Origin of the sequence: Arthrobacter sp. zg-Y238 (genome assembly GCF_024385525.1) — a bacterium.
Lineage (GTDB): Bacteria > Actinomycetota > Actinomycetes > Actinomycetales > Micrococcaceae > Arthrobacter_B > Arthrobacter_B jinronghuae.
In genome coordinates this window covers 181,491-204,294 of record NZ_JANFLU010000005.1, presented here as the reverse complement: position 1 = coordinate 204,294, position 22,804 = coordinate 181,491, and the positions used below count along the sequence as shown (strand labels likewise).

Below are 22,804 nucleotides of genomic sequence, written 5' to 3'. Positions count from 1 at the left end.
TCAGGCAGTGGCGCGGTAGCCGCGGGTTTCCTCCCGTGGCTCTTCCGTACCTTCCGCGCACTTGGAGTCCAGGGTGATGACCCCGTAGGTCCAGCCGCGGCGGCGGTACACCACCGAAGGTGCGCCGGTTGCGGAATCAACAAACAGGTAGAAGTCGTGGCCGACCAGCTCCATATTGTCCACGGCGTCGTCAAGGCTCATGGGGGCACCCGGGAAAACCTTGCGCCGGATCAATACGGGGCAGTCGCCGGTGGCGTCTTCCTCTGCCGCGTCCTGGGCGTTCTCTTCGTTGGCCTGTTCCTCTGCGGCGGCCGCGACCTGCGCGTAGAGCGGCTCGGAGGTGCTCACGGGACCAAGATCAGCGGTGGCAACCCGAACCGGGATCGGTGCGTGGCGCCCGTGGTGCACCTTGCGCCTGTCACTTGCCCGACGCAGCCGTTCCAGCAGCTTCCCGTACGCGAGGTCGAACGCCGCGAACTTGTCTCCGGATGTCGCCTCGGCACGAACAACGGGACCGCGGCCGGTGACCGTGATTTCCACGGTGAGGGCGCTGTCTGCGTCCCGGACGTTGCCCTGCTTCGTGACCCTGGCCTCCACCCGCTGGACTTTGTCGCCGAGCGCCTCCACTTTGCCGATTTTCTCTTCGGCGTACTCGCGGAACCGGTCTGATACTGCAACGTTACGTCCGCTGATCATGAATTCCATGGTGCCCTCCAATAGATTTCGGTGACACAACAACGGCCGCTGTCAGTTGCCTTCGCGACCGTTGCCGCAGGATAACCCCGCTACTTGAAGCTATCCATACTCAACACGTTAGATCACCGTCGAGCTTTATTCACGTCTCGCGATTCCGTTTCCGGCGCCCGTGGAACGGACCCCCGGAACGGCAGGGTCTGTGGGAGTTGTGTTACGTTCCGGGGCTGGTGTGGCTGCAATAACCGCCGCACCAAGGACCCGGGCACCCGCCCGGTGCAGTGCCCGCACCGTCTCCGCAATAGTGGCTCCCGTGGTCAATACGTCATCGATCACGAGGCAGTTGACGCCCGCAAGTCCTCCCGGCATACCGGCGGTCATGGTGTTCCGGACGTTGCGTCGCCGCGCATTGCGGCCGAGTCCCTTTTGCGGGCCGGATGCGCCGGCAGGCCCTCCCCCGTGGTTCCACCGCCTCAGCAGTGCGCACGCCGTGCCGTACCCCGTTGGTATGGATACAAGGGAAACCACGGCGCAGCCGGCAGGCAACAACTGCCGGCGCCGGAGCCTCCTCAGCAGCAGCGCCAGCGGAAAGTAGCCGCGTTTCCGAAGCGAGCCGCCGGTGCCTGGCACCGGGACCAGCACCAGTGGAACGTCCCCCTCCCTTCGGCGTACATCCGTTACCGCTGCCTGCAGGACGTTCGCCAGAACCGGTGCCAGGAACCCGGCCAGGTCGGTGTGCCCCCGGTTCTTAAAAGCAAGGACTGTCCGCGCGAGCCCGCCCGAGTACACGCCTGCCGCCAGGACCGGCAACGGGACAAAGAGGTCAGGGTCCGCGCCTGTCGGGTCCGGGCCTGGGACTCCCGGTTCTGCGGCGGGAAGCGCCCCGGCACCTTCCTGCGCAGGATACGGATGCAGCGTGCCGCGCCGGATCCTCGCCGTGCATACCCTGCACAGAGAATGGTCCGGCGCCCCGCAGGCCACGCAGGAGACAGGTGCCAGCCCGGCAGCCAAACCGGACAGCGCAGCGGCGATCCCCTGCCCCGCCGGTGAGTAAAGCATCCGGTCCAGCCGGCGATTCGGCATATCCATCCGTCTACGATGGGGCCCGACCGTAACCGTGGGCGCAGCACAATCGCCGCCAGGGAACATCAAACCGGACGAATAGCGCAATCAGGCCGCTGTGGAGGAAAACAGGGGTGCTGCATCACCCCGGGAAAGCCGGGTCCCGGATTCCTTCCGTCCGGAGCGTCCAACTGCTCCCCACCTTGTTGAAGATGCCCTCCGAGGTCTGGATGAAAGTGTCCTCAGCGCCGTTTCCCGCGCTGAGGCCCGTGATCCCTTCCTTCGCGGAAAGCAGATCCGGATCACGCCTGGTGCTGAGGATTACCGGCACGGCTTCCTCCGCACCGGACTGGACGGCAACCACTGTGTCTTCCGAAGCCCACTTGACCCGGTTCACGGCCCCCGCTTCCGGCGGCACCTGTTGGACCATCGGAGCCGTGAGGGAGACGGGAACGCCTTCGGCTGACCGGACGACGCCGGCAATCATCACCTCGCTGCGTCCGTCCCGGTTCGCCGCCACCAGGGCCCGGGTGCCGTCGCGGGAAATCCGCAGTTCCGTCACGGTCTGCCCCTCCAGCCACGGCGCAGAAAGGACGGCCGCGGAACTCCGGTCTCCCCCGGGCGGTACCGCGAGAACCTGGGATCCGGTATCCGTGGGCTGGGAAGTCCAGACCCACCGGCGGGGATCCACGCTGGGCGCCGTAAACCTTTCGGCCTCGGCCACCACTGAAACGTCCTGTCCCGTTCCCGTCACCAGCAGCGTGTCCTCCTGGCTGTTCAGGAAGGCGATGACCGATCCATCCACAGACATGGCCGGATGCCGGGGGCCGTATTCCGCCACTGACGGAATATCCCCGATCGGTTCGGGACCGTCCGCGTAGTAGGCCAGTTCGTCCTGATAGACCACGATCTGTGTGGCTCCGGCGGACGGGTCTGCCACGGCGGACGGCAGCTCGCCGCTGCCCTTGCCGAGGTCTACGTCCCGCTGGTCCACCGTCATCCGCACAGAGGTGACGTTGTTGAGGCCGCGCAGGTTCTGTTCGAGCTGCTTCACCATCTGTTGCCGGTTCCGGTCGCTGGAGTCCCGCAGCGATTCATCCGCGAAATCCACGACAGCCTTTCCCGAGGCCACCGGGACCGCATCGCGTGCCAAGGCGGTTCCGGAAGGGAAGGCGCTGAGGACTGCACCCTGGAGGTACGGAGCGGGTCCTACGAGAAGTTCCTTGACGATGTTGGCGGCAATGCCGGCGCGCTGAATGAACCACCGCGTATCCGGGACCCAGTACTGGTAATCACTCGAATAGAAGTAGAGGTTGTGGGCGATGAAAATCGCAGGGAAACTCGCCAGGGACACGATGATCCCGTCGGGGACGGCGCTGAGCCTCCATTGTCCGTCCACCTTTTCGAGCTGGACGGGGAAAGCTTCGGTGCTGCCCTCCGCGGCGTCCGTCCGAATGCCCCGGACATTCACCCGCCCCTGCACTTCCAGCTGAATCTGGAACAGGTCCGGTTCCGGCATGGCCACGATGCGTGAGGACCGGTAAATGGTCACCCGTTCCTCGGGGGACCATGTAGTCGCCAGCTCCGGGGCCAGGAATTGCCGGGCCACGCTGTAATCGTCTGCTGCGCCCCTGCCTGCCTCCATAAAGCCGCGGATGATGTCCTGCGGCGAGGCATCCTCGGCCGGACCCTCGGGCGAGAAAACCGCGTCCTCGCCCGTTTCCCCGTTATTCTCCGCCGATGCCGTGCCTACCGGTCCAACGGTGGGTATCGAGGAGCAGCCGACCAGAACCAGAACGATACTGAGCCACAGAACCAGCATCCTTCCGGTCCGTCCCCGGCGCGCCTTGGGCAGCACCTTCCGCTTAGTAGGCATCAATATCCTCTTCCCGGATCGGAGCCGCAGCAGTGAGCGCCAGGGGGCCGGCAGCGACCTCGCGGGGAGACAGCGGCACCGGGGATGAGTCAAAGCCTGCACCATGGCGGCGGGGAAGCGTCAGGCGGAAGCAGGATCCGTTTCCTGGTTCGCCCCAGGCCTCGAGCCAGCCGCCGTGAAGCCGCGTGTCTTCGGTGGCGATGGACAGGCCCAGCCCGCTGCCGCCCGTGGTGCGTGCCCGCGCCGGATCCGCCCTCCAGAAACGGTCGAAGACATGCTCGGCGTCTTCTTCGGTCATCCCGATGCCATGGTCGCGGACCGCTATGCCCACAGCCTCCTCGGAAGCTGCTATCGCAATTTCGATGGGTTCTCCTTCACCGTGCTCCAATGCGTTCACCAGCAGGTTGCGCAGGATCCGCTCGATCCGGCGCGGATCGGCGTCCACAACGCAGCTGGACTCCTTGGACACCACAACCACCTCGGAGCCGCAGTTGTTCGCGAGCGGCTCGGTGGCGTCGATGACGTCACGGACAATATGGAAGACATCTGTGGGTTCCAAATCGAGCGCAGCCGCCCCGGCGTCGAACCGGGAGATCTCCAGCAGGTCCGCCAACAGCGCCTGGAACCGCTCCACTTGGTGGTAGAGCAGTTCCGTGGAACGCCGGTACATTGGATCAAAGCTGTCGCGCGCTTCGTAGAGCACCTCCGCGGCCATGCGGACCGTGGTGAGCGGCGTCCGCAGCTCGTGTGAGACGTCGGAGACGAACACCTGCTGCATACGCGACAGTGTAGCCAGCTGGGTGATCTGGTCCTGCAGCGTGCCGGCCATGCGGTTGAACGACGCCGCCAGGCGCGCAACTTCGTCCTCGCCCTTGACCTCCATGCGCTCCTGCAGCTCGCCTGCTGCCAGCTTCTCCGACACCGCTGCCGCGTCGCTGACCGCGCCCAGGCCGGCCTTGGCTACGATCCACGCGATCGTGCCGCTGATGGCAAGCAGCAGGAATCCCGCGATCCAGAGAATCCGGTGGATGTCGTCAAGCGTCGCCTGCATCGAATGCAGGTCATAGATCAGGTAGAGGGCATATTCCGAGCTGTCCGGGGGCAGTGTGACCTTGGTGCCGAACGCTATGCCGGGCTCGCCGTTGGCGAGCTCAAGCGGAGACCAGAACACGTAATCCGTCTCGGACGCTGTGGCATCGCTGGCGATAACGGCGTCGCTGAGGGCCACCGGAATGCCGCTGGCGGTAATGGTTCCGCTGTTCACAGAGGACGTGACGTACAGGGGCTCCTCGGTCGGCAGCGGGGTGAGCAGATAAGTCCGCTGGGCGTCTGCACCTTGGCCTTCCAGCAACGGAAGCGTGTCCATGACCAGCCGGTCGGTGCCCTCCCGGTCGCTAGCGGCGGTGTCCCGGAAGTTGTCCTTCACTTTGGACAGGCCCGACGTCGCTTCGGTTCGGAACTGTGTCAGCCGCTCTTCATAGAGGGAATCGGCAATCTGGTGGGAGAGAAAGGCACCGATTCCGGCACCTGCAAGCGCCACCAGGAGGAGCGTGGAAACCACCGTCTTGAACTGCAGGGACCTCCGCCACAGGCGGGCGATCCGATGGAAGGTGGCCCGCCGGAAGGAATCCCGCAGGCGTACCAGGCCCTGCAGTGCCATATCGGTTTTAGGGGATTTCCCGGCCATCCCGGCCAGGAAACCCGGCAACTTAGCTCTGGCCCGCTTTGTATCCGACACCGCGCACCGTCAATACAATCTCGGGTGCTTCGGGGTCGCGTTCGATCTTTGAGCGGAGCCTCTGCACATGCACATTCACCAGCCGCGTATCGGCGGCGTGGCGGTACCCCCAGACCTGTTCAAGCAGCATCTCGCGGGTGAAAACCTGCCAGGGCTTGCGTGCCAGTGCCACGAGCAGGTCGAATTCCAGCGGCGTCAGCGAAACGCTGTCGCTGCCTCGGGTCACGGAGTGGCCCGCAACGTCAATGGAGACCTCGCCGATCCGCAGGGTCTCCGGTGATTTCTGGTCGCCCGGGCGCAGCCGGGCACGCACGCGCGCCACCAGCTCCGCGGGTTTGAAGGGCTTGGGCACATAATCGTCGGCGCCGGATTCCAGGCCGCGCACGACGTCGGACGTGTCGGACTTGGCGGTGAGCATAACGATGGGGGTGTCGGACTCGCTGCGGATCTGCCGGCACACTTCGATGCCGTCGATGCCGGGAAGCATCAGGTCCAGCAACACCAGATCCGGCTTGCTGTTGCGGAACACTTCGAGTGCGGAGGAACCGTCGGCACAGAACACCGGTTCAAACCCGTCGTTGCGCAGCACAATACCGATCATTTCGGCGAGTGCTTCGTCGTCGTCTACGACCAGTATGCGTGCCTTCATAGCTCCCTGTTTCCGCTGCTTGACTTCCGCGCCGCTGCGCATCCGGAGCAGCATCGGCTGCCGCTCCCCACGGCGTTAAGCCGACTAAGTTAATCCCTATCATCCTAAGGGACACATATGCCGCCACGGCTCGCCGGGTGCCGTTTGGGCGGAGCGTCACTATAGTCGAGGTAACTAAAAGCTACTGCCTGCGGGGGAACGGGTAAGGATGAGCGAGCAAGAACACAACGACCGGCACTACAGTGGCCCGGGAAACAGCAGCCCCGAGTACCGGGCGCCGAACGACGGCGCCCGGATGCCTGTGCCCGGAATGCCGCAGCCGCCGGTGAGCCCGTGGGCGCAGCAGCAGGGTCCTCCGCCGCCCGGAATGCCGCAGCCTCCCGTGAACCCGTGGGCGCAGCAGCAGGGTAATCCGTGGACGCAGCAACCTGCTGCGCAGGGCTACCCGCCGCAGGCATCCGCCTGGGACCAGCCCAACCCCTACCGGGGAGGCCCCCTCCCCCAGCCCGGTTACACGCCTCCGCCCAAACCGGGCATCATTCCCCTGCGCCCCCTGGGACTGGGTGAAATCCTTGACGGAGCGTTCCAGGCGTGCCGGCGCAACGCGTTGGCCGCCTTCGGCAACGCGTTCGTGGTCCAAGCTGTCGTGAGCGTGCTGCTGATCGGACTCGGCGCGGGCTTTTTCGTCTCCATTGACGGGTGGCTGCAGAGCGGATCAGCGGGCGGCGAAGTCACGGGCCCGGTCCTTGGAACGGTCGTGGGGGCGGTTTCGACCCTCGGCGGCCTGTCAATGGCCGGGGTATTGATTGTCCAGGGACTCCTGGTCCTTCCGGTAGTGCGGTCCACCCTGAACCTGCGGACCGGCTTCGGCCAGGTCTGGCGGCTGGCCCGCGGCACCCTCGGTCCGCTTGCCGGCCTCGGATTACTAATGCTGGCCGGTGCCGCCGTGGGCGTCACGGTCCTGGCCATGCTGGCTTACCTGATCATCGATACTTTCGATGCAGCGGGGCTTATCGTGGTGATCCCGGCCCTGTTCGCGGTGATGGCCGCGGCTGTGTGGGTCTCGGTGAAACTCTCCCTGGCACCGGCAGCACTGGTATTGGAAGGTATCGGTGTCTTCGCTGCGATTCGGCGGTCCTGGCGCCTCACCGGACGCAACTGGTGGCGCACCTTCGGTGTCATGGCCCTGACGAGCCTGATCGTCAATATCCTTACCCAGGTCCTTACGGTGCCGCTCTCCTTCGTCGGGAGCATGCTCACCCTGGCGGAAAGCGCCGTCCTCATCGGAGTCAGCGTTGTCCTGATCCTGGTTTTCTCCCTGCTGCTGGGCGCGTTGGCCTGTGCCTTCCAAAGTGCCGTCACGGCCCTGCTGTATGTTGACCTCCGAATCCGCCGGGAAGGCTTCGACCTGGCCTTGATGAAGGATCAGGAGAATCCGCAGGCACAGGATCCGGACTTCCTGCCCGGGCGTAACGCCGTGCCCATGGCCCGGAACACGCCGCCCGGTCCCCCTGCGGGCATGAAGTAGACATGCCGTCCCCAGCACGCCTCTGGTCCGGCGCCGCCATGGAGGCCCCGATCGAGCCCGATGCCGACCAGGCACGGGACTGGGCACGCGAGGAGCTGTCCAAGCGCGTGTACGAAGAAGCCGAACCCGGCCTGCTCGACCGGTTCTGGGCACGGGTCAGCGACTGGCTGAACGAGTTGTTCGAGGATGCGGACGGTCTCGGCGCGGGTCCGGGAGTCCTGGTACTGGTCCTGGCCGCCGTCGTGCTGGTGGCCGTGGCCATTCTCGTGATTCGCCCCCGCTTGAATGCGTCCGCTAAAAAGCGGGCCGAGGTCTTCGCGCACGACGTCGTGGAACGGGCGACCGACCACCGTACCCGCGCGGAGCAGGCCGCTGCAGAGAACCGTTGGAATGAAGCCCTTGCCGAGTATTTCCGCGCGATGGTCCGTTCGGCGGAGGAACGGGTCATTTTCGATGCCCGGCCCGCCCGGACGGCCGCCGAAGCCGGCACCAGGCTGGCCGCCGCCTTCCCGGACTTCCACCCGGAGATCACGTGGATCCAGCAGCGGTTCGACGAAGTGCTCTACGGGAAGGGGATTGCCGCGGACGCGGACTACCGACGCGCATCTGCCCTTGATGCGGCTTTGGAGGCGGCCCGTCCTGCATCTTCGGCATCGGCGGAACCACCGCTGGCGGTGCCGCAATGAGCCGGGTTGCCGCTGAAGCGGTGCCTTCCGGCAGCATTGGTGCCCCGGGAAGTGAAGGCGACGAAGAGCCGGGGCGGGTAGGCAGCCGGGTCGCGGCCTGGCTGCGCCGGCACCGGGTCCCGCTTCTGCTTCTGCTGCTGCTCTGCGGAGTCGTGATTGCTTCGGTCTGGGGACGTGCTGATCACGACACCGCTGCCCTCTCCCCCGCCAACCCTGCCCCGGACGGAGCCATGGCCGCCGCCGAAATCCTGACGGACCAGGGAGTGGACGTGCAGCATCACCAGACGTTGACGGAAGCGCAGGCCGCCCTGGATGACAATCCCGGGGCGACTCTGCTGTTCCTTGATCCCTCGGGCTTCCTCACCGGTGAACAACGCGAGGACCTTGCCGACGCTGCCGGCCGGGTAGTGCTCGTGGAACCGTCCTTTGAGCAACTGGCGGATTTTGCGCCTCAGATCCGTTCCGCCGGAGTTCTTCCCGAGGATCCTGACCGCCACCGGCTTGACGCTGACTGCAGCAACGAAGATGCCGAGGCGGCCGGAGCCATTGATGCCGGCGGGAAAACCTACCGGGGGCCCGTCACCTGCTTCCCGGCTCCGGGCAGCCAGGGCGCCGGCGCTGCGGGTGCCTATGCGGCTACCGAGGGCGGTTCCGCCGTGGTGCTTGGCAGCGCGGACCTGCTCGCCAACGAAAGCGTTGCCCTCGAGGGCAACGCCGCACTGGTTTTCCGCACGCTCGGTGCGGACGAAACACTGGTCTGGTACCAGGCCGGCCCCTTCGATATTCCCGCGTCGGAAGCACCCGCCGATCCCTTTGCCTTGCTGCCCCCATGGGTGAATCCGCTCCTGTTCTGGCTCCTGCTGGTCGCCTGCGCCGCAGCTTTCTGGCGCGGCCGCAGGCTGGGGCCGCTGGTGGAGGAACCCCTGCCCGTTATCGTCCATGCGGCCGAGACCGCTGAGGGCCGGGCCCGCCTGTACCAGGACAGCCAGGCTGTGTCCCATGCAGCCGCCACACTGCGTGCCGCGGCCATGACCCGGCTGGCGGCGCACCTGCGGGTGGGCCCGGGCGCCGGCGTCGACACGGTGACGCGTGCGGCGGCGAACGCATCCGGCCGCAGCTATTCCGAGATTGACCATCTACTCAACCAGCGACTGCCCGGAACGGGCGCGGAACTCGTGCGCTGGGCCCAGGACCTGAAAGACCTAGAGGAAGAGGCCACTTCATCATGAGCCAGCAGTACGAGCCCTACGCACCCGCACTCTCCGGAGCCGCCAACGGCACCGCGCCGGCGCCTCCTCCCTCTCCGGGAGAGGACCCCGTGCGTGCTGCCCTGGAGCAGGTCCGGCGTGAGGTTGCCAAGGCAGTGGTGGGGCAGGACGCGGCCGTGACGGGCTTGATCATCGCCCTGCTGGCCAGGGGGCATGTGCTGCTCGAGGGGGTGCCCGGCGTCGCCAAGACACTGCTGGTTCGAAGCCTTTCCGCGGCGTTGGACCTGGACACCAAGCGCGTCCAGTTCACCCCCGACCTCATGCCCGGCGACGTCACCGGCTCCCTGATCTACGACAACCGTTCCTCCGAGTTCTCCTTCCGGGAGGGACCGGTGTTCACCAACATCCTGCTCGCGGACGAAATCAACCGCACGCCGCCCAAGACCCAGGCGTCCCTGCTGGAAGCCATGGAGGAACGCCAGGTGACGGTCGACGGCGTCACCCGTCCGCTGCCCGAGCCGTTCATTGTTGCGGCGACCCAGAACCCGGTGGAGTACGAGGGAACGTACCCGCTCCCCGAGGCACAGCTCGACCGGTTCCTGCTGAAGATGACACTAGACCTGCCCGGCCGGGAGGACGAGATCGAGGTGATCCGCCGGCACAGCGGCGGCTTCGATCCGCGGAACCTCGCCGCGGCCGGCGTCCGGCCGGTGGCTTCGGCCCGGGACCTGGAGCTGGCACGCGAGGCAGTGGCCAGGGTAACCGTTGCACCCGAGGTCCTCGCCTACATCGTGGACCTGGTCCGGGCGACGCGTTCGGCGCCGTCGTTCCAGCTCGGGGTGTCCCCCCGCGGGGCAACTGCCCTCCTGAATACTGCGCGGGCCTGGGCCTGGCTCTCGGGACGGACCTTCGTGACTCCGGATGACGTCAAGGCGCTCACCCTTCCCGCCCTGCGGCACCGCGTGGCGCTTCGGCCCGAGGCCCAGATGGACGGGGTCAATGTGGACGATGTGCTGGGAAGTATCCTCGCCACAGTGCCGGTTCCCCGGTAGCGCCGATGGCTGTTTCGGGCCGCTTTGTCCTGCTGGCGCTCCTGGGCTCCGTGGCCGTGGTGCTGTACCCCGGCGCCGTCTCGATCCTGCTCTGGCTGGCCTTCCTGGCCGCCGCCGCCGGACTGGACCTGCTGCTGGCTGCCCCCGTTCGGCGGCTCCGCGTGGAGCGGCGCCTGCCGGACAGCGTGCGGCTGAGTGAAACGACGGCAGGCACCCTGGTGGTCCGCAATGACGCCAAGGCCCGGCTGCGGGCCGTGGTCCGGGACGGCTGGCAGCCTTCTGCCGGTGCCCGCAACCCGCAGCAGCGCCTGACCGTTCCGGCCGGTGAAGCCCGGACCATGGAAGTGGTGCTGGAACCTGCCCGCCGCGGGATCCTGAAAAGCGGACATGTGGCGGTACGCAGTTTCGGGCCTCTTGGGCTCGCGGCCCGTCAGCGGACGCTGCCTGTCCCCGCGGAAATCCGGGTGCTTCCTCCGTTCCATGCCAAGCGGCACCTGCCTTCCAAGCTGCGCAGGCTAAGGGAGCTGGACGGCAACACGTCGGTACAGCTGCGCGGAGCCGGCACCGAATTCGACTCCCTGCGCGAATATGTGCGCGGCGACGACGTCCGCTCCATCGACTGGCGTGCCACCGCCCGGCGCCGGGACACCGTAGTGCGGACCTGGCGGCCCGAACGCGACCGCAGGGTGGTCATTGCCCTGGACACCTCCCGGACGTCCGCCGCCCGGATCGACGACGAACCCCGCCTGGACACCGGCATTGAAGCTACCCTGCTCCTGGCCGTGCTTGCCCGCAGCGGCGGCGACCGTGTTGACTTCCTGGCCTTCGACCGGCGGATCCGGGCGCGTGTTGACTCCGGCGGCAAGGAAAACCTGCTGAGCCGGCTCGTCACTGCGGCGGCACCGCTGGAACCCGAACTCATCGAAGCGGATTTCTCCCTGCTGCCCGGCGCAGTGCACGCCGTGTCCGCACGCCGCTCCCTGGTTGTCCTGATCACCGCACTGGATTCCGGAGCTGTGGAGGAGGGGTTGGTGCAGGTCCTGCCCCGGCTGCTGGAAAAACACGTGGTGGTGGTTGCCTCCGTGCGGGATCCGGGCCTGGACGAACTGCGTTCCGGCGGAGGTACAACGCCGGCGGTCTTCCGTGCCGCGGCAGCGGAGCGGGCCCTGCTCGACCGGGCTGCGGTCAGTGCGCAGCTGCGCTCGATGGGAGCGGAAGTTGTGGATGAGCCGCCGCACGAGCTGGCGCCGAAACTTGCAGATATGTATCTCCGCCTCAAGGCCGCCGGAAGGCTGTAGCCATGGACTCCGTGTACCAGCAGGTCCTCGGATCAGGGTTTCTCCGCCTGCAGCCCCAGCTGCAGGCGTATTTCAGCCTCGGCCCGGACACCGGCCGGTTCGGTGAAGGCACCGGCGTATTTCTCCGTGCCGGCTGTCCACGCGCCTGGCTGCGTCCGCTGCTGCCGCTGGTTCCGGTGTCCAACGCTTTTTTCCCGGAGTACGGGACCTCCGTCCCCTTCTCCATCCGCAACTATCCGCACCTCGACCCGTGGGGCCGGCCGGCGCTGACGGCGGTCCGCCGCTTCGATTTCCCGGGCCGGCAGCGGACCTTCGAGGACACCACTGTGCTGACCGGTCCCGGGGTCCTGACGGATTATCTGGGCCGCCGCCGCAACCTGGCCACGAACCTGCTGCTGCGGGTTTCGGACGACGGTCATCTGCACATGAATTCCCCGGGAAGCCGGCTGTTCCTCGGTCCGCTGCGGCTGCCCCTGCCGGACTTCGCCGGTGCCGACGCGCAGGTGGAACAGTGGTGGGACGCGCAGCAGGATCAGTTCCGGATCCGCACCCGGGTCATCCAGCGGCAGGTCGGCACGGTTTTCGAGTACGACGGCGCCTTCACCTACGCCAGCCGGGATTTCGACGGCGGCCTGCCTGCCGACGTCGAACCGGCACGCTGGGAGCGCCGGACCTAGATCCACGCGGATCGGTCCCGTTTACCCCTCGGCTACGACCTGGTCCAGGGCAGACGCCGTCTGCGTGAGGCGGGCCAGGACCTTCCGCGCCGCTTCCGGTGAAATATCGGCCAGCCCGGCGGCAGGTGTCAGGCGAAGCGCCGGCAGGTCCTGAAGCGGGAGTCCCAGTTTCCGCCAGGGCCGCAGCACCCGTTCCACCAGGTCGGTGACCTGGGACAGTGCTGCTCCGTCCGCGGGAACCGGAAGGATACCCAGCCAGATCCGGCGTCCGCCTTCCACGGCTTCGGCGATGCCTTCCCAGTCGCGGGCGTCCAGCCCGGCTGCGTCGAGGGCCGCGCCCTGCGCTCCCGCACCGACGGCGAGCTCAAACGGTGACCGTGTGCCGGGCCGCAGCGGCCCGAATCCCTCCGCACGGGGCAGAGTGAAGACTGTGTCCGCGCCGACGGCTTCGATTGCCTCGCGGACCTGCTGCCAGGCGCTGGATACCTCCGACGACGGCACGGAACGCAGTGTGCGGTAGCCGCTGGCGGTGGGGATCCCGCCGGCCAGGACAGCGGCGATGTCGGGTTCGTCGACCTGCACGGTGATCCGGGCGCCCGGTGCCGACGACGACGCGCGGGCCACATAGTCGCCCACTCCGGCAGTGAAGGACTGGAGAATCTCCCGGCGCGCACCGGCGTCGGACAACGCCCGTTCGCCGTTATGCAGATAAAGGTTCGCGGCTAGCGAGAGCGGCCCGCGGACGGAGATCTTCAGCGCTTCGCCCGTACGTTCTTCGGCTCCGACGACGTCGGCCAGTGCGTTCAGGTCCTGGGTCAGCAGGGATACCGCGCGGCGGTGGTCCTTGCCCGGCCGCCCCACCAGACGCCAACCGTGCGGCTGGACATCCACGAAAAGGTCCACGAGCAGGGCGGCGCTCCGGCCGAGCGCGTCCGCACCTGGCCCGCGCTGCGGCAGTTCGACCAGGAAGGGCAGGTGCGGGTCCCCCAGCTCGCCCCGGACTACCCGGCTCGATTCCACCGGATCGGTCCCCGGCCAGCTGCCGAGCGCCGTCGCCGTAACCATGCCGTTGCGTGCTTCGGGGCGGGCGGGCAGTTCCGGAAGAGCTGCTTCGCCGCGCCGGTCCTCAGGACTCCGGGACATCTGTTCCGCCGTTGCGGGTCTGGGAGATTGCCTGATGGTGGCGGATCACTTCGCTGATGATGAAGTTCAGGAATTTTTCCGCGAAGGCCGGGTCCAGATGGGCGTCCGCGGCGAGTCGGCGCAGGCGCGCAATCTGGGCCACTTCCCGTCCCGGGTCGGCCGGCGGCAAGTGGTGCTCCGCCTTCAGATGGCCCACCCGCTGGGTTGCCTTGAAGCGTTCCGCAAGAAGGTACACGAGAGTCGCGTCGATGTTGTCAATGCTGCTGCGCACGGCAAGCAGCTCTTCCATGACGTCCTCGGCAACCTTCCCGGAAAGGGAACTTGCCCGCGGATCGAACTCGTGGTCCGGTGATTCGCTCATTGGTCCTGTCTGGCTCATTGGTCCAGTTTAGGTGGAGCGGCTCCCGGCCCGGAGCACATTACGAAACGGTTGCGGGGTCCCACTCGAGGGAACGCGCCGAGTCGATGGTGGCCTGTCCCAGCACCCGGGTCCCCTGGTAAAGCACCATGGACTGGCCGGGGGCAACCCCGCGCATGGGTTCGGCCAGCCGGACCACAAGCTCTTCACGGGTTGCTCCGGCGGCCTCGTCGGCTACGTCTTCCATCCAGCCGGTGGCAGCCACGGGGTCGCCGTGGGCACGGACCTGGACCATGCACTGGAACGTGGTCCGGGCAGCGATCTCGGGGATCGGCAGTCCGGCCCAGGAAATCTTGATGCCGCGCATCTGGTCGATGTTCAGCAGCTGCTCGGGTCCGACCACGACCTTGTTTTCCTTGGGGCGGATTTCCAGCACGAAGCGGGGCTTGCCGTCCGCGGCGGGCGTGCCGAGCTTCAGGCCGCGCCGCTGGCCCACGGTGAACGCGTTGGCGCCGGGGTGGGTGCCGAGCTTCTCCCCCGTCTCATCCACGATGTCGCCCTCGGTCATGTTGATGCGCTCTTCGAGCCAGCCGCGGGTGTCGCCGTCGGGAATGAAGCAGATGTCGTGGCTGTCGGGCTTGTTCGCCACGGACAGCCCGCGGCGTTCGGCTTCGGCCCGCACTTCGGCCTTGGACGGGGTCTCAGCCAGGGGGAACATGCAGTGGCGCAGCTGCTCCTCCGTGAGCACGCCCAGCACGTAGGACTGGTCCTTGGCCCAGTCGGCGGCACGGTGCAGCTCCGGGTTGCCCTCGGCGTTGGTGAGGACCTTGGCGTAATGGCCGGTGCACACGGCATCGAAGCCCAGCGCCAGCGCCTTTTCCAGCAGCGCGGCGAACTTGATCCGTTCGTTGCAGCGCATGCAGGGGTTGGGTGTGCGGCCGGCGGCGTATTCCGCCACGAAATCGTCCACCACGTCTTCCTTGAACCGCTCGGAGAAGTCCCAGACGTAGTACGGAATGCCCAGGATGTCGCAGGCACGCCAGGCGTCGCGGGAATCTTCGATGGTGCAGCAGCCGCGGCTGCCGGTGCGCAGGGTGCCCGGCATCCGGGACAGCGCAAGGTGGACGCCGACGACGTCGTGCCCCGCCTCGACTGCCCGTGCCGCGGCCACGGCGGAATCGACTCCGCCACTCATTGCTGCCAAAACCTTCATGAAGTAAAACCTGTTCCTGCTGTTTGGATGCTGCTTACGTGTCCGGCCATGCCGGCCTTCTTCGCGCGCTCGTACGCTTCGGGAAGTGCCTGCAACAAAGTGTCAACGTCTTCGGCGGTGGTTGTATGCCCGAGGCTAAACCGCTGGGCACCGCGTGCCTCGGTTTCAGTCAGTCCCATCGCCAGCAGTACGTGCGAGGGCCGCGGGACGCCGGCCGTGCAGGCAGACCCGGTTGAGGACTCCACTCCCGCCAGATCCAGCAGGAATAGCAGTGAATCGCCCTCGCAGCCGGGGAAGGTGAAGTGGGCGTTGCCTGGCAGACGGCGTCCGCCGCCGTCGTCGTCCCGTGCGCCGCGCAGGACTGCCTCCGGAATGGCCCGCTCGACGCCGGTGATGAGGTAGTCGCGGAGCGTGCGCAGGCGTTCGGACTCGTCCGTCAGGTGCTCGGCGGCGTCCTGCGCTGAAGCCGCGAACGCTGCGATTCCCGCGGTGTCCAAGGTGCCGGAGCGGATGTCCCGTTCCTGTCCGCCGCCGTGCTGGACGGGCGTGAGCTTAACGGCGCGGCCTACGACCAGGGCACCCACTCCCACCGGGCCCCCGATCTTATGCGCGCTGAGGGCCATCGTGTCCAGGCCTGCGGAGCGGAAGCCGATCGGCAGCGCACCGAACGCCTGGACGGCGTCCGAATGGACTGGGACACCGTATTCGTGGGCCAGGGACGCGATGGCCCGGATGTCCTGGACGGTACCCACCTCGTTGTTTGCCCACATAGCGGTGAGCAGGGCCGTGCTGTCTGCGTTGGCTTCAAGTTCCCGGCGGATGGCGTCGAGGGAAATCACGCCGTCACGGTCCACCGGGATCCACACCGGCACCGCGCCTTCGTGTTTCTCCAGCCATTCGACGGCGTCCAGTACGGCATGGTGTTCAATGCCGGAGACCAGGATGCGGTTGCGCACCGGGTCGGCATCGCGCCGGGCCCAGAAAAGACCCTTGACGGCAAGGTTGTCCGCTTCGGTGCCGCCGGAGGTAAAAATGATCTCCGAGGGATGGCATCCTGCGGCGGCGGCCAGGATTTCCCTGGAGTCCTCCACGACCATTCGGGCACGGCGGCCCGAGCCGTGCAGGGACGAAGGGTTGCCGCTGCGGCTGAGTTCTGAGGTGAGTGCGGCGAGGGCCGAAGCCGAAATCGGCGTGGTCGCCGCGTGATCTAGATACACGGGCACCAGCCAATTCTAGCGGCCATGGCGCCTGCTGCCGATTCGGGCGGCTGGGACTTTCCTGACGTTTTCCGTGGAGTGCCCTCATCCCACTTCCGCAACCTTCCCTGACCGGCGCCGGTCCGTCGTGGCAGAATGGCCGCGATGGAGCTTCAGCACGCCGATTCCAGGCCCTTCGCCCCGCACTTCCGCCCCGGCAAGCCCCTGGCGCGGGCCGCCTTTCTTTCGGAACTGGCCGCCGTCCTGCTTCCCCTGCGCACTGATTCGCGGCTCCTGGTCGCGGTTGACGGCGTCGACGGCGCCGGCAAAACCACGTTCGCCGATGACCTGGCGCGTGTTATCCGCGGGGTTGACGGACCGCAACGCCAGGTCCTGCGGGTCACCCTTGATGCCTTCCACAACGTGCGCAGCGTCCGGTACCGGCGCGGACGCGGCTCTCCCGAAGGTTTCTGGCGGGATTCCTACAACCTGGAACAGTTCATGGAGTACGTCCTGGCGCCCCTGGCCTCGGGCGCCGCGGAGTTTCGGGACCGGGGCCATGACCTCCCAACGGATGCGGTGCTGGATCCTGAGCCGGTGATGGCCGCAAAGGATGCGGTAGTGCTTATCGACGGACTTTTCCTGCATCGGGAGGAGCTCCGGGACTTTTGGGACTTCTCCGTGTTCCTGGACGTGCCGTTCGACGTAACGGCTGCACGTATGGCAGTCAGGGACGGTCCCGGGCCGGGTTCCCGGCAGGCCGGTGCGGCGAGTCCGCACGAGCGGTATGTCGGCGGGCAACAGCTCTATTTCGCTGCGGCGGATCCCGCTGCACGGGCCGATCTGGTGCTGGACAACAGCCGGGCAACCACGCTTCGGGTGATCAACGGAAGCGACGCCGGCTAGCGGAAGCACGGATGACGGCACGTCGCTGTGCTCCGTTGAGGACAGGGGCTGTCCTCAATAGGGACGACTATTGCGTTATGTGGCATACAGCGTCGCGATCGTTCGAGGTCCTTAGGAAACTGCAGCGGAAGGGTTTCGTCGCGGGCGAGACCCTTGCGTTCGACTTCGGCGTCACAACCCGCACCATCCGCCGCGACGTGGCACGGCTGCGCGATCTGGGATACCCGATCGACACGCGCCTGGGTATCGACGGCGGCTACTCCTTGGAGCCCGGCACGGTACTCCCGCCGATTTTCCTCAGCGTGGATGAGGCGTTGGCCTGCACCCTCGCACTGCGGCAGTGGAACGAGGCTGCCGAACAGCACTTGGCAGCCGGCGTGTTGCAGAAAGTCCTCGCTTCTGTGCCAAAAAGGGTGCAGTGGATCATGACGGCCCTCGACCAGGCCGCAGTCGATCTGGAAATTGACGGCCTGAGGGAACCGGAGGCGGCTCCGGTCGACGTCAGTGTGCTCGGGGACTTAGCCCGGGCCTGCGTCCTGCACCGCCGCGTGGAGTTTCTGCACACGGATCGCAGCGGGAAGGAGAAGATGCGCAAAGCGGATTCATCCGCCCTGGTCCACACGGCCCGCCGCTGGTACTTCGTTGCGTTCGACCTGGACCGGGACGAGTGGCGCACGTACCGGGTGGACCGGATCTCCGTTGTGACGGTGACCGAGGCGCCTGTCCGCGGGCGCGTCTTCCCCGGGGCCGGTGTCGAGGCATGGGCGACTCAGCAGCTCCGCAGCAGCTGGCAGCAGGTCACGGCCACAGTACGGATCCATGCCCCGCTGGAGGCCGTGAGCCGGTGGATGGCGCCGGCGTGGGGAACCGTCGAAGCCGACAGCGCGGGGTCCGTTATTGTGCGGGCAGGAGCGGACAGCTATGACTCCATCGCCCGCTGGCTCCTTCTGGTGCAAGCGGACATCGACGTCATCAAGCCTGCAGAACTGCGCGCAGCATTCGGTCGCATAGCCGCCCAGGCTGCCCGCTCCGCCACGGAGGCAGGAACCGGGAGTGCCCTTACCGAAGCGGACGGAAGAAGTCGGCGAGATCGTCCATAAGCAGGGCAGGCTCCTCCAGGGCAGCAAAGTGGCCGCCACGGTCAGTGATGTCGGTCCAGCGCGTGATCGTATTCTCCTGCTCGGCATAGCGGCGGATGCCGACGTCGTGGGCAAACATGAGGACGCCGGTAGGCACACCCGACGGCTCCCTGCGGGCTCCCCATGCCGATTGCTGGGCGTAGCCGATAAACGCAGCCGTTCCTCCGGAACCGGTGACCCAGTACAGCATGACGTTAGTGAGGATGCGGTCAAGGCCAATGACCGCCTCCGGGAGGGCTTCCTCCGGAAAGTCCACTTCTGGAACTTGTCCAGGATCCAGGCGAGCTGGCCGGCCGGGGAATCGACCAAGCCTGCGGCTATCGTCTGCGGCCTCGTCGATTGGATCGCGATGTACCCGTATTCCTCCTGCATAAAACGCTGCACGCGGCTTAGCCGATCAAGCTCCAGCGGGGTAAATGCGGCGAGGTCATCGCTGGTGGGTGTCTGCAGCGGCATGCCCATCGACCCGTTGACATGGACACCCGCCACGTTACCCGGAGCGGCGCGCGCGACGTCGGGCGAAACCGCCGCGCCGATATCTCCCCCGTGTGCCCCGTAGCGGTCGTAACCCAGCCGGCTCATGAGAGTTGCCCAGGCGCGGCCGATGCGCGCTGTGTCCCAACCTGCCTGGGCCACCGGGGTCGAGAACCCAAACCCCGGGAGTGAGGGGATCACCAGGTCGAAAGCGTCTACAGTGCCTCGGCCGTACGCGGCCGGGTCGGTGAGCGGGCCGATCAGATCGAGGAACTCGACGAAGGAACCGGGCCAGCCGTGGGTGAGCAGGAGCGGCAAGGCACCCTCAACCTTCGAGCGGATGTGGAGGAAGTGGATCTGCTGGCCGTCGATGACAGTGGTGAACTGCGGCAGATCATTCAAGGTTGTTGCGTGGAACACCCAGTCGTATTCGTCCGCCCAGTACGTGACCACGCGTTCGAGGTAGCCGGCCGGGACACCCGTTGCCCATTCTTCCCCCGGAAGCGCGGGCGCAAACCGCGTTCCCCGGAGCCTGTCCTTAAGCCGGTCCACCGCTGCCGGGTCGATCGGAATGCTGAAGGGCTAGATCTGGTCATTCATGGCGTTCCTCCGTGAGGGGTATGCCGGGGTCGGATCCCCGATGCACGCCGACGATACGCAGCGCGCAGGACACACACTGTCCTCCTCTGCCCTTCCGCGGAAAATGTCTCCCCCGGGGCCCTCCCGTGCCGGGTCGCAGTGCCGGAACCACCGGTAGACTTGCCTCACGCAGCGACCAGCCTGCCCGAGAGGAACCATTTTGAGCCCGTCAGACCCGACGCTCTATGAGGTCTTAGGCCTGGCCCGCACGGCATCGGCGGCTGAAATCAAGGCCGCCTACCGGAAGGCAGCCCGGAACTCCCATCCGGACCAGGGCGGCACGAGCGAGAGCTTCCACCGGGTCACGGAAGCTTACCGGGTGCTTTCCGATCCGCGGCGAAAGGCCGCATACGATCGCCGATTCGGCCAGGACACGGGCGCAGGCGCAGGCAGCACCAACTCCGGCTCCGGCTCCGGCTCCGGCTCCGGAAACCCGGCCAGCCGTGCCGCAGGAACCCGGTCCGCCCCGGAACGGACTGCAGCAGACCTGGACCGGCCGCCGTTGTTTGTTCCGGACTTCTCCCCGAAGAATCCTCCCCTCATCCCCCTGGCCCTGGCCGGACAGCAGGTCCACGGCGCACCGCGCCGTCCTGGTTTCTTCGCTCGGATCGGTTCCAACGCCGCGGGACGCTTCGAGGCCGAGAACCGGACCATCCACCTGCTGGAACGCGAATTGCTGGAGGACTACCCGGCCGCGCGCCTGGTCAACGGTCTCCACATTCCGGACACAGGACCGCGCGGCGGCAACCTCGATGTCAGCCACGTGCTGCTGGGCGGTTACCGAATGGCGGTCCTGGGTTCGCTGATGGCCTCGCCCGGCAACTACCGGTGGGACGGACAGCATCTGCTGCACCGCGGCCGGGAAGTGTCCACCCTGCGGCTGGCCGATGCGGTGCGAACTCTCCAGTCCCGCTTTCCGGAGTACAACGCCACGGGCTGGCTCGTCCTCCACAGCCCTAACGGCAACCCCTTCGAGCCCATCGTCGATTACCCGCCGAGGCTGAGCCGCTCAGCGCCTGCGACCCTGCATGTCGCCAACCCCGGCGGCCTGCTGCGGGAACTGCGTCGGTTCTTTGCCGAAGGCCCGCAACCGAACACAGTCCAGCTGCCGGTGCTGGCGCCGTTGATCGACGCGTCCACCCGTTGAGCGATGCGTTTGGGCTCCGGCGCCGGGCATAGGATGGAGTCGTGTTCCGTATCCTTTTCCATTCCCCTGAAATCCCCGGCAATACCGGAAATGCAATTCGCCTTGCCGCCATCACGGGGGCCGAACTCCACCTGGTTGAGCCCCTCGGCTTCAGCCTCGAGGATTCCAAGCTGCGTCGCGCCGGCCTGGATTACCACGACCTTGCCGTCCTGCATGTCCATGCAAGCCTGCAGGACGCCTGGGAAGCCCTGAAACCCGAACGCGTATATGCCTTCACCTCGGACGGTGACACTTCCTACACGGATATCGAGTATCGTGCCGGAGACGTCCTGATGTTTGGCCGCGAGTCGGTCGGGCTTTCGGACGAGGTGAAGAAAGACCCGCATGTCACCGCCCGGGTGCGGCTGCCCATGCTGCCCACCCTGCGCTCCCTGAACCTTGCAAATTCAGCCTCCATAGCCGTTTACGAAGCCTGGCGCCAGCACGGTTTCGCCGGTGCCCAGCTCTAGCGAAGGACACTTCCCATGCCTGAACTCCACATCGGCAACGCGTTCGACGACGGCGCCGCCGACTTCGAGCGGCTCGCGCCGTCGCTCTGGAACCCCATGGGAAATGCACTCGTAGCCGCAGCGGACATTACGCTCGGCGACCGGGTCCTGGACGCAGGCTGCGGCACCGGTGCCACCACGATCCCGGCCGCACAGTTCGCCGGTCCCGGCGGCGTCGTCGACGGAGTGGACCTCAGCGCAGAGATGCTGGCCCTGACGCAGGCCAAGGCAGACACCCTCGCACTCAATAATGTCCACCTTGCACAGGCCGACCTCACGTCATGGCAGGCTGATGCACCATACGACGCGGTGGTCTGCGCCTACTCCCTGTTCTTCCTTCCGGATATGGACGCCGGCGCCGCCCACCTTGTGTCGTTGCTTCGCAGTGGAGGGCGTTTCGCCCTCAGCACGTGGGCCGAAGGATCCTGGGAACCCTTCAGGGAACTGCTGTGGAAAGCCTGCCTGCAGGAACGGCCCGATTTGGAGGCCCTTCCCCAGTCGGGGGCCGAGAACGCGCAGCGGCTTCAGACACCGGAGCAGCTCACGTCCTGGCTCGAGTCGCTCGGCCTGACCGATATCACGGTGGCCCCCACACCGGGGCAGGTGCAGCTCAGTCCGTCCCTCGCCTGGTCGCTGGTGCTCGGCGGCGGTTACCGGATGCTGCTGCCCGAGGACCCGGCAGCCGTGGACCGGGTCCGGACCGCGTTCCTGGCCGAACTCGGCGACGACTTCGCACTGAATACCGACACCCTGATCGCCACGGCTGTCCGCCCGTAACCGGCCGCCGGCAGGGACGCGCCGGCAGGATAGCCGGCAGTAGCTGCGGCAGCTAGAACCCGGCGATGGTCTCCGGGGTATTCACGCCTACGGCGTGGAAGGTTTCCGCGCTGACGCCCTCCGGCAGGCCGTGCCGGCGGGCGTTGTCCTGCAGGAACCGGCGGACCGAGGCGTCCATGCCCTCAATGTCCGGATGCTGGCTCGCATGGACCCGGATGGCGGCCAGTTTGACGTCTACCGTGGAGCTAACGTCCACGGCGGTGTTCTCCCGCTCACGCGGCGCACCGTAAAACAACAGCCACGGCACCTTGTACGCTTCCAGCCCCTGCTCCGCGAGTTCCGGATAGGCAAAGGGATTCTCGGCGGCCGGGTAAACAGCCCGGGTGACTATTTCGCCGCAGGCCAGATGGTCGGGATGGCTCGCCTGGAGGCGGTCCCAGTTCCGCTCGGGGTGCATGGACAGCACGACGTCGGGACGCACGCGACGGATCTGCTCCACCACGCGCGCGATCACCGAGTGGTTAACCTCCAGGTAGCCGTCCCGCTCCCCCAGGAACACAACGTCCAGCACTCCCACCTGCCGGGCGGCTTCCCGCTGTTCCCCGCTCCGCAGGGCGCTGACGCCGGAGCGGTCCGTAGGGTCGAAGCCGCCCGCGTCACCGGACGTCATGATGCAGTAAGTGATTTCCGTGCCCTCGCGGGCCCAGCGGGCCAGGGTGCCGGCGGCACCGAAGTCGATGTCGTCCGGATGGGCTGCGAAAGCCAGGACCCGGCCGGGAGCCGACGTCGGGAACATC

At 66.8% G+C, this 22,804-nt stretch carries 22 protein-coding genes and 1 pseudogene; 11 read left to right on the top strand and 12 right to left on the bottom strand.

Annotated features, from left to right (window positions below; genetic code table 11):
* The 5 genes from hpf to mtrA form a co-directional block, all read right to left on the bottom strand.
* Positions 1–705, bottom strand: a complete 705-nt coding sequence (hpf, locus tag NNX38_RS05970) for a ribosome hibernation-promoting factor, HPF/YfiA family (RefSeq protein WP_229949691.1) — start codon at positions 703–705, stop codon at positions 1–3.
* 126 nt (positions 706–831) lie between these two features.
* On the bottom strand, positions 832–1,782 hold the full coding sequence (locus NNX38_RS05965; RefSeq protein WP_255797169.1) for a ComF family protein: 951 nt from the start codon (positions 1,780–1,782) through the stop codon (positions 832–834).
* A gap of 115 nt (positions 1,783–1,897) precedes the next feature.
* Positions 1,898–3,631 (bottom strand): LpqB family beta-propeller domain-containing protein, encoded by a 1,734-nt coding sequence (locus NNX38_RS05960; RefSeq protein ID WP_255797168.1) that lies wholly within the window; start codon positions 3,629–3,631, stop codon positions 1,898–1,900.
* Positions 3,621–5,291: an MtrAB system histidine kinase MtrB gene (mtrB, locus tag NNX38_RS05955; protein WP_255797167.1), complete on the bottom strand. Its 1,671-nt coding sequence runs from the start codon at positions 5,289–5,291 to the stop codon at positions 3,621–3,623. The genes NNX38_RS05960 and mtrB overlap by 11 nt, the downstream gene beginning before the upstream one ends.
* Positions 5,292–5,340: 49 nt before the next feature.
* A complete protein-coding gene (gene mtrA / locus NNX38_RS05950; RefSeq protein WP_227918371.1) occupies positions 5,341–6,018 on the bottom strand; it encodes an MtrAB system response regulator MtrA in 678 nt (225 codons plus the stop codon).
* Between the two features lie 208 nt (positions 6,019–6,226).
* On the opposite strand from mtrA, the gene NNX38_RS05945 reads away from it, so the two are divergent.
* The 6 genes from NNX38_RS05945 to NNX38_RS05920 are packed head-to-tail and all read left to right on the top strand — an operon-like array spanning position 6,227 to position 12,467.
* A complete protein-coding gene (locus tag NNX38_RS05945) occupies positions 6,227–7,546 on the top strand; it encodes a hypothetical protein (RefSeq protein WP_255797166.1) in 1,320 nt (439 codons plus the stop codon).
* A gap of 2 nt (positions 7,547–7,548) precedes the next feature.
* Entirely contained in the window at positions 7,549–8,232 is a 684-nt protein-coding gene (locus NNX38_RS05940) for a DUF4129 domain-containing protein (RefSeq protein WP_255797165.1), read from the top strand.
* The gene (locus NNX38_RS05935; protein WP_255797164.1) at positions 8,229–9,461 is read left to right on the top strand and encodes a DUF4350 domain-containing protein; all 1,233 of its coding nucleotides are present in this window, start codon (positions 8,229–8,231) and stop codon (positions 9,459–9,461) included. Before NNX38_RS05940 ends, NNX38_RS05935 begins: the two co-directional genes overlap by 4 nt.
* Positions 9,458–10,492 (top strand): MoxR family ATPase, encoded by a 1,035-nt coding sequence (locus NNX38_RS05930; RefSeq protein WP_255797163.1) that lies wholly within the window; start codon positions 9,458–9,460, stop codon positions 10,490–10,492. Before NNX38_RS05935 ends, NNX38_RS05930 begins: the two co-directional genes overlap by 4 nt.
* A 5-nt stretch (positions 10,493–10,497) precedes the next feature.
* On the top strand, positions 10,498–11,790 hold the full coding sequence (locus tag NNX38_RS05925) for a DUF58 domain-containing protein (protein ID WP_255797162.1): 1,293 nt from the start codon (positions 10,498–10,500) through the stop codon (positions 11,788–11,790).
* Positions 11,791–11,792: 2 nt separating this feature from the next.
* Entirely contained in the window at positions 11,793–12,467 is a 675-nt protein-coding gene (locus NNX38_RS05920) for a DUF4166 domain-containing protein (RefSeq protein ID WP_255797161.1), read from the top strand.
* A 21-nt stretch (positions 12,468–12,488) separates the two neighbouring features.
* Here NNX38_RS05920 and NNX38_RS05915 read toward each other — a convergent pair whose 3' ends face one another.
* From NNX38_RS05915 to NNX38_RS05900, 4 genes are read right to left on the bottom strand one after another with little or no spacing between them, the layout of a single operon-like run.
* Positions 12,489–13,610, bottom strand: coding sequence for a hypothetical protein (locus tag NNX38_RS05915; protein WP_370646374.1), 1,122 nt, complete (start codon positions 13,608–13,610; stop codon positions 12,489–12,491).
* Positions 13,594–13,971 (bottom strand): chorismate mutase, encoded by a 378-nt coding sequence (locus NNX38_RS05910; protein WP_255797160.1) that lies wholly within the window; start codon positions 13,969–13,971, stop codon positions 13,594–13,596. Before NNX38_RS05910 ends, NNX38_RS05915 begins: the two co-directional genes overlap by 17 nt.
* Positions 13,972–14,029: 58 nt before the next feature.
* On the bottom strand, positions 14,030–15,181 hold the full coding sequence (mnmA, locus tag NNX38_RS05905; protein ID WP_255797159.1) for a tRNA 2-thiouridine(34) synthase MnmA: 1,152 nt from the start codon (positions 15,179–15,181) through the stop codon (positions 14,030–14,032).
* A complete protein-coding gene (locus NNX38_RS05900) occupies positions 15,178–16,404 on the bottom strand; it encodes a cysteine desulfurase family protein (protein WP_255797158.1) in 1,227 nt (408 codons plus the stop codon). Before NNX38_RS05900 ends, mnmA begins: the two co-directional genes overlap by 4 nt.
* Positions 16,405–16,542: 138 nt before the next feature.
* Here NNX38_RS05900 and NNX38_RS05895 point away from each other — a divergent pair, with 138 nt between their 5' ends.
* On the top strand, positions 16,543–17,283 hold the full coding sequence (locus NNX38_RS05895; protein ID WP_255797157.1) for a uridine kinase: 741 nt from the start codon (positions 16,543–16,545) through the stop codon (positions 17,281–17,283).
* A 77-nt stretch (positions 17,284–17,360) separates the two neighbouring features.
* On the top strand, positions 17,361–18,383 hold the full coding sequence (locus NNX38_RS05890; RefSeq protein ID WP_255797156.1) for a YafY family protein: 1,023 nt from the start codon (positions 17,361–17,363) through the stop codon (positions 18,381–18,383).
* On the opposite strand, the gene NNX38_RS05885 is transcribed toward NNX38_RS05890, so the two are convergent.
* Together NNX38_RS05885 and NNX38_RS16895 are read right to left on the bottom strand one after the other, a co-directional pair.
* Positions 18,343–18,678: a hypothetical protein gene (locus NNX38_RS05885; protein WP_255797155.1), complete on the bottom strand. Its 336-nt coding sequence runs from the start codon at positions 18,676–18,678 to the stop codon at positions 18,343–18,345. The genes NNX38_RS05890 and NNX38_RS05885 overlap by 41 nt on opposite strands.
* 170 nt (positions 18,679–18,848) lie before the next feature.
* Positions 18,849–19,448 (bottom strand): annotated as a pseudogene (locus tag NNX38_RS16895) (epoxide hydrolase family protein); the annotation flags it as partial.
* A gap of 247 nt (positions 19,449–19,695) precedes the next feature.
* Here NNX38_RS16895 and NNX38_RS05875 point away from each other — a divergent pair.
* Genes NNX38_RS05875 through NNX38_RS05865 form a run of 3 tightly spaced genes read left to right on the top strand, consistent with a single transcriptional unit; the run spans position 19,696 to position 22,007 of the window.
* Entirely contained in the window at positions 19,696–20,682 is a 987-nt protein-coding gene (locus NNX38_RS05875; RefSeq protein WP_255797154.1) for a J domain-containing protein, read from the top strand.
* Positions 20,683–20,723: 41 nt separating this feature from the next.
* Positions 20,724–21,191: a tRNA (cytidine(34)-2'-O)-methyltransferase gene (locus NNX38_RS05870; RefSeq protein WP_227918382.1), complete on the top strand. Its 468-nt coding sequence runs from the start codon at positions 20,724–20,726 to the stop codon at positions 21,189–21,191.
* A gap of 15 nt (positions 21,192–21,206) precedes the next feature.
* The gene (locus NNX38_RS05865; protein ID WP_255797153.1) at positions 21,207–22,007 is read left to right on the top strand and encodes a class I SAM-dependent methyltransferase; all 801 of its coding nucleotides are present in this window, start codon (positions 21,207–21,209) and stop codon (positions 22,005–22,007) included.
* A gap of 52 nt (positions 22,008–22,059) precedes the next feature.
* Here the strand turns inward: NNX38_RS05865 and NNX38_RS05860 are convergent, their stop codons facing one another.
* Positions 22,060–22,803 (bottom strand): PIG-L deacetylase family protein, encoded by a 744-nt coding sequence (locus NNX38_RS05860; RefSeq protein ID WP_255797152.1) that lies wholly within the window; start codon positions 22,801–22,803, stop codon positions 22,060–22,062.
* Between the last annotated feature and the right edge of the window lies 1 nt (position 22,804).

What these genes read in the sequence shown, in the direction of transcription:
- NNX38_RS05925 (WP_255797162.1), top strand. Translation starts at nt 10,498, where the DNA reads ATGGCTGTTTCGGGCCGCTTTGTCCTGCTGGCGCTCCTGGGCTCCGTG.
- NNX38_RS05940 (WP_255797165.1), top strand. Translation starts at nt 7,549, where the DNA reads ATGCCGTCCCCAGCACGCCTCTGGTCCGGCGCCGCCATGGAGGCCCCG.
- NNX38_RS05895 (WP_255797157.1), top strand. Translation starts at nt 16,543, where the DNA reads ATGGAGCTTCAGCACGCCGATTCCAGGCCCTTCGCCCCGCACTTCCGC.
- NNX38_RS05960 (WP_255797168.1), bottom strand. Translation starts at nt 3,631, where the DNA reads ATGCCTACTAAGCGGAAGGTGCTGCCCAAGGCGCGCCGGGGACGGACC.
- NNX38_RS05935 (WP_255797164.1), top strand. Translation starts at nt 8,229, where the DNA reads ATGAGCCGGGTTGCCGCTGAAGCGGTGCCTTCCGGCAGCATTGGTGCC.
- NNX38_RS05965 (WP_255797169.1), bottom strand. Translation starts at nt 1,782, where the DNA reads ATGGATATGCCGAATCGCCGGCTGGACCGGATGCTTTACTCACCGGCG.
- NNX38_RS05865 (WP_255797153.1), top strand. Translation starts at nt 21,207, where the DNA reads ATGCCTGAACTCCACATCGGCAACGCGTTCGACGACGGCGCCGCCGAC.
- NNX38_RS05910 (WP_255797160.1), bottom strand. Translation starts at nt 13,971, where the DNA reads ATGAGCGAATCACCGGACCACGAGTTCGATCCGCGGGCAAGTTCCCTT.
- NNX38_RS05915 (WP_370646374.1), bottom strand. Translation starts at nt 13,610, where the DNA reads ATGTCCCGGAGTCCTGAGGACCGGCGCGGCGAAGCAGCTCTTCCGGAA.
- mtrB (WP_255797167.1), bottom strand. Translation starts at nt 5,291, where the DNA reads ATGGCACTGCAGGGCCTGGTACGCCTGCGGGATTCCTTCCGGCGGGCC.
- mnmA (WP_255797159.1), bottom strand. Translation starts at nt 15,181, where the DNA reads ATGAAGGTTTTGGCAGCAATGAGTGGCGGAGTCGATTCCGCCGTGGCC.
- NNX38_RS05920 (WP_255797161.1), top strand. Translation starts at nt 11,793, where the DNA reads ATGGACTCCGTGTACCAGCAGGTCCTCGGATCAGGGTTTCTCCGCCTG.
- NNX38_RS05930 (WP_255797163.1), top strand. Translation starts at nt 9,458, where the DNA reads ATGAGCCAGCAGTACGAGCCCTACGCACCCGCACTCTCCGGAGCCGCC.
- NNX38_RS05860 (WP_255797152.1), bottom strand. Translation starts at nt 22,803, where the DNA reads ATGTTCCCGACGTCGGCTCCCGGCCGGGTCCTGGCTTTCGCAGCCCAT.
- hpf (WP_229949691.1), bottom strand. Translation starts at nt 705, where the DNA reads ATGGAATTCATGATCAGCGGACGTAACGTTGCAGTATCAGACCGGTTC.
- NNX38_RS05890 (WP_255797156.1), top strand. Translation starts at nt 17,361, where the DNA reads ATGTGGCATACAGCGTCGCGATCGTTCGAGGTCCTTAGGAAACTGCAG.
- NNX38_RS05945 (WP_255797166.1), top strand. Translation starts at nt 6,227, where the DNA reads ATGAGCGAGCAAGAACACAACGACCGGCACTACAGTGGCCCGGGAAAC.
- mtrA (WP_227918371.1), bottom strand. Translation starts at nt 6,018, where the DNA reads ATGAAGGCACGCATACTGGTCGTAGACGACGACGAAGCACTCGCCGAA.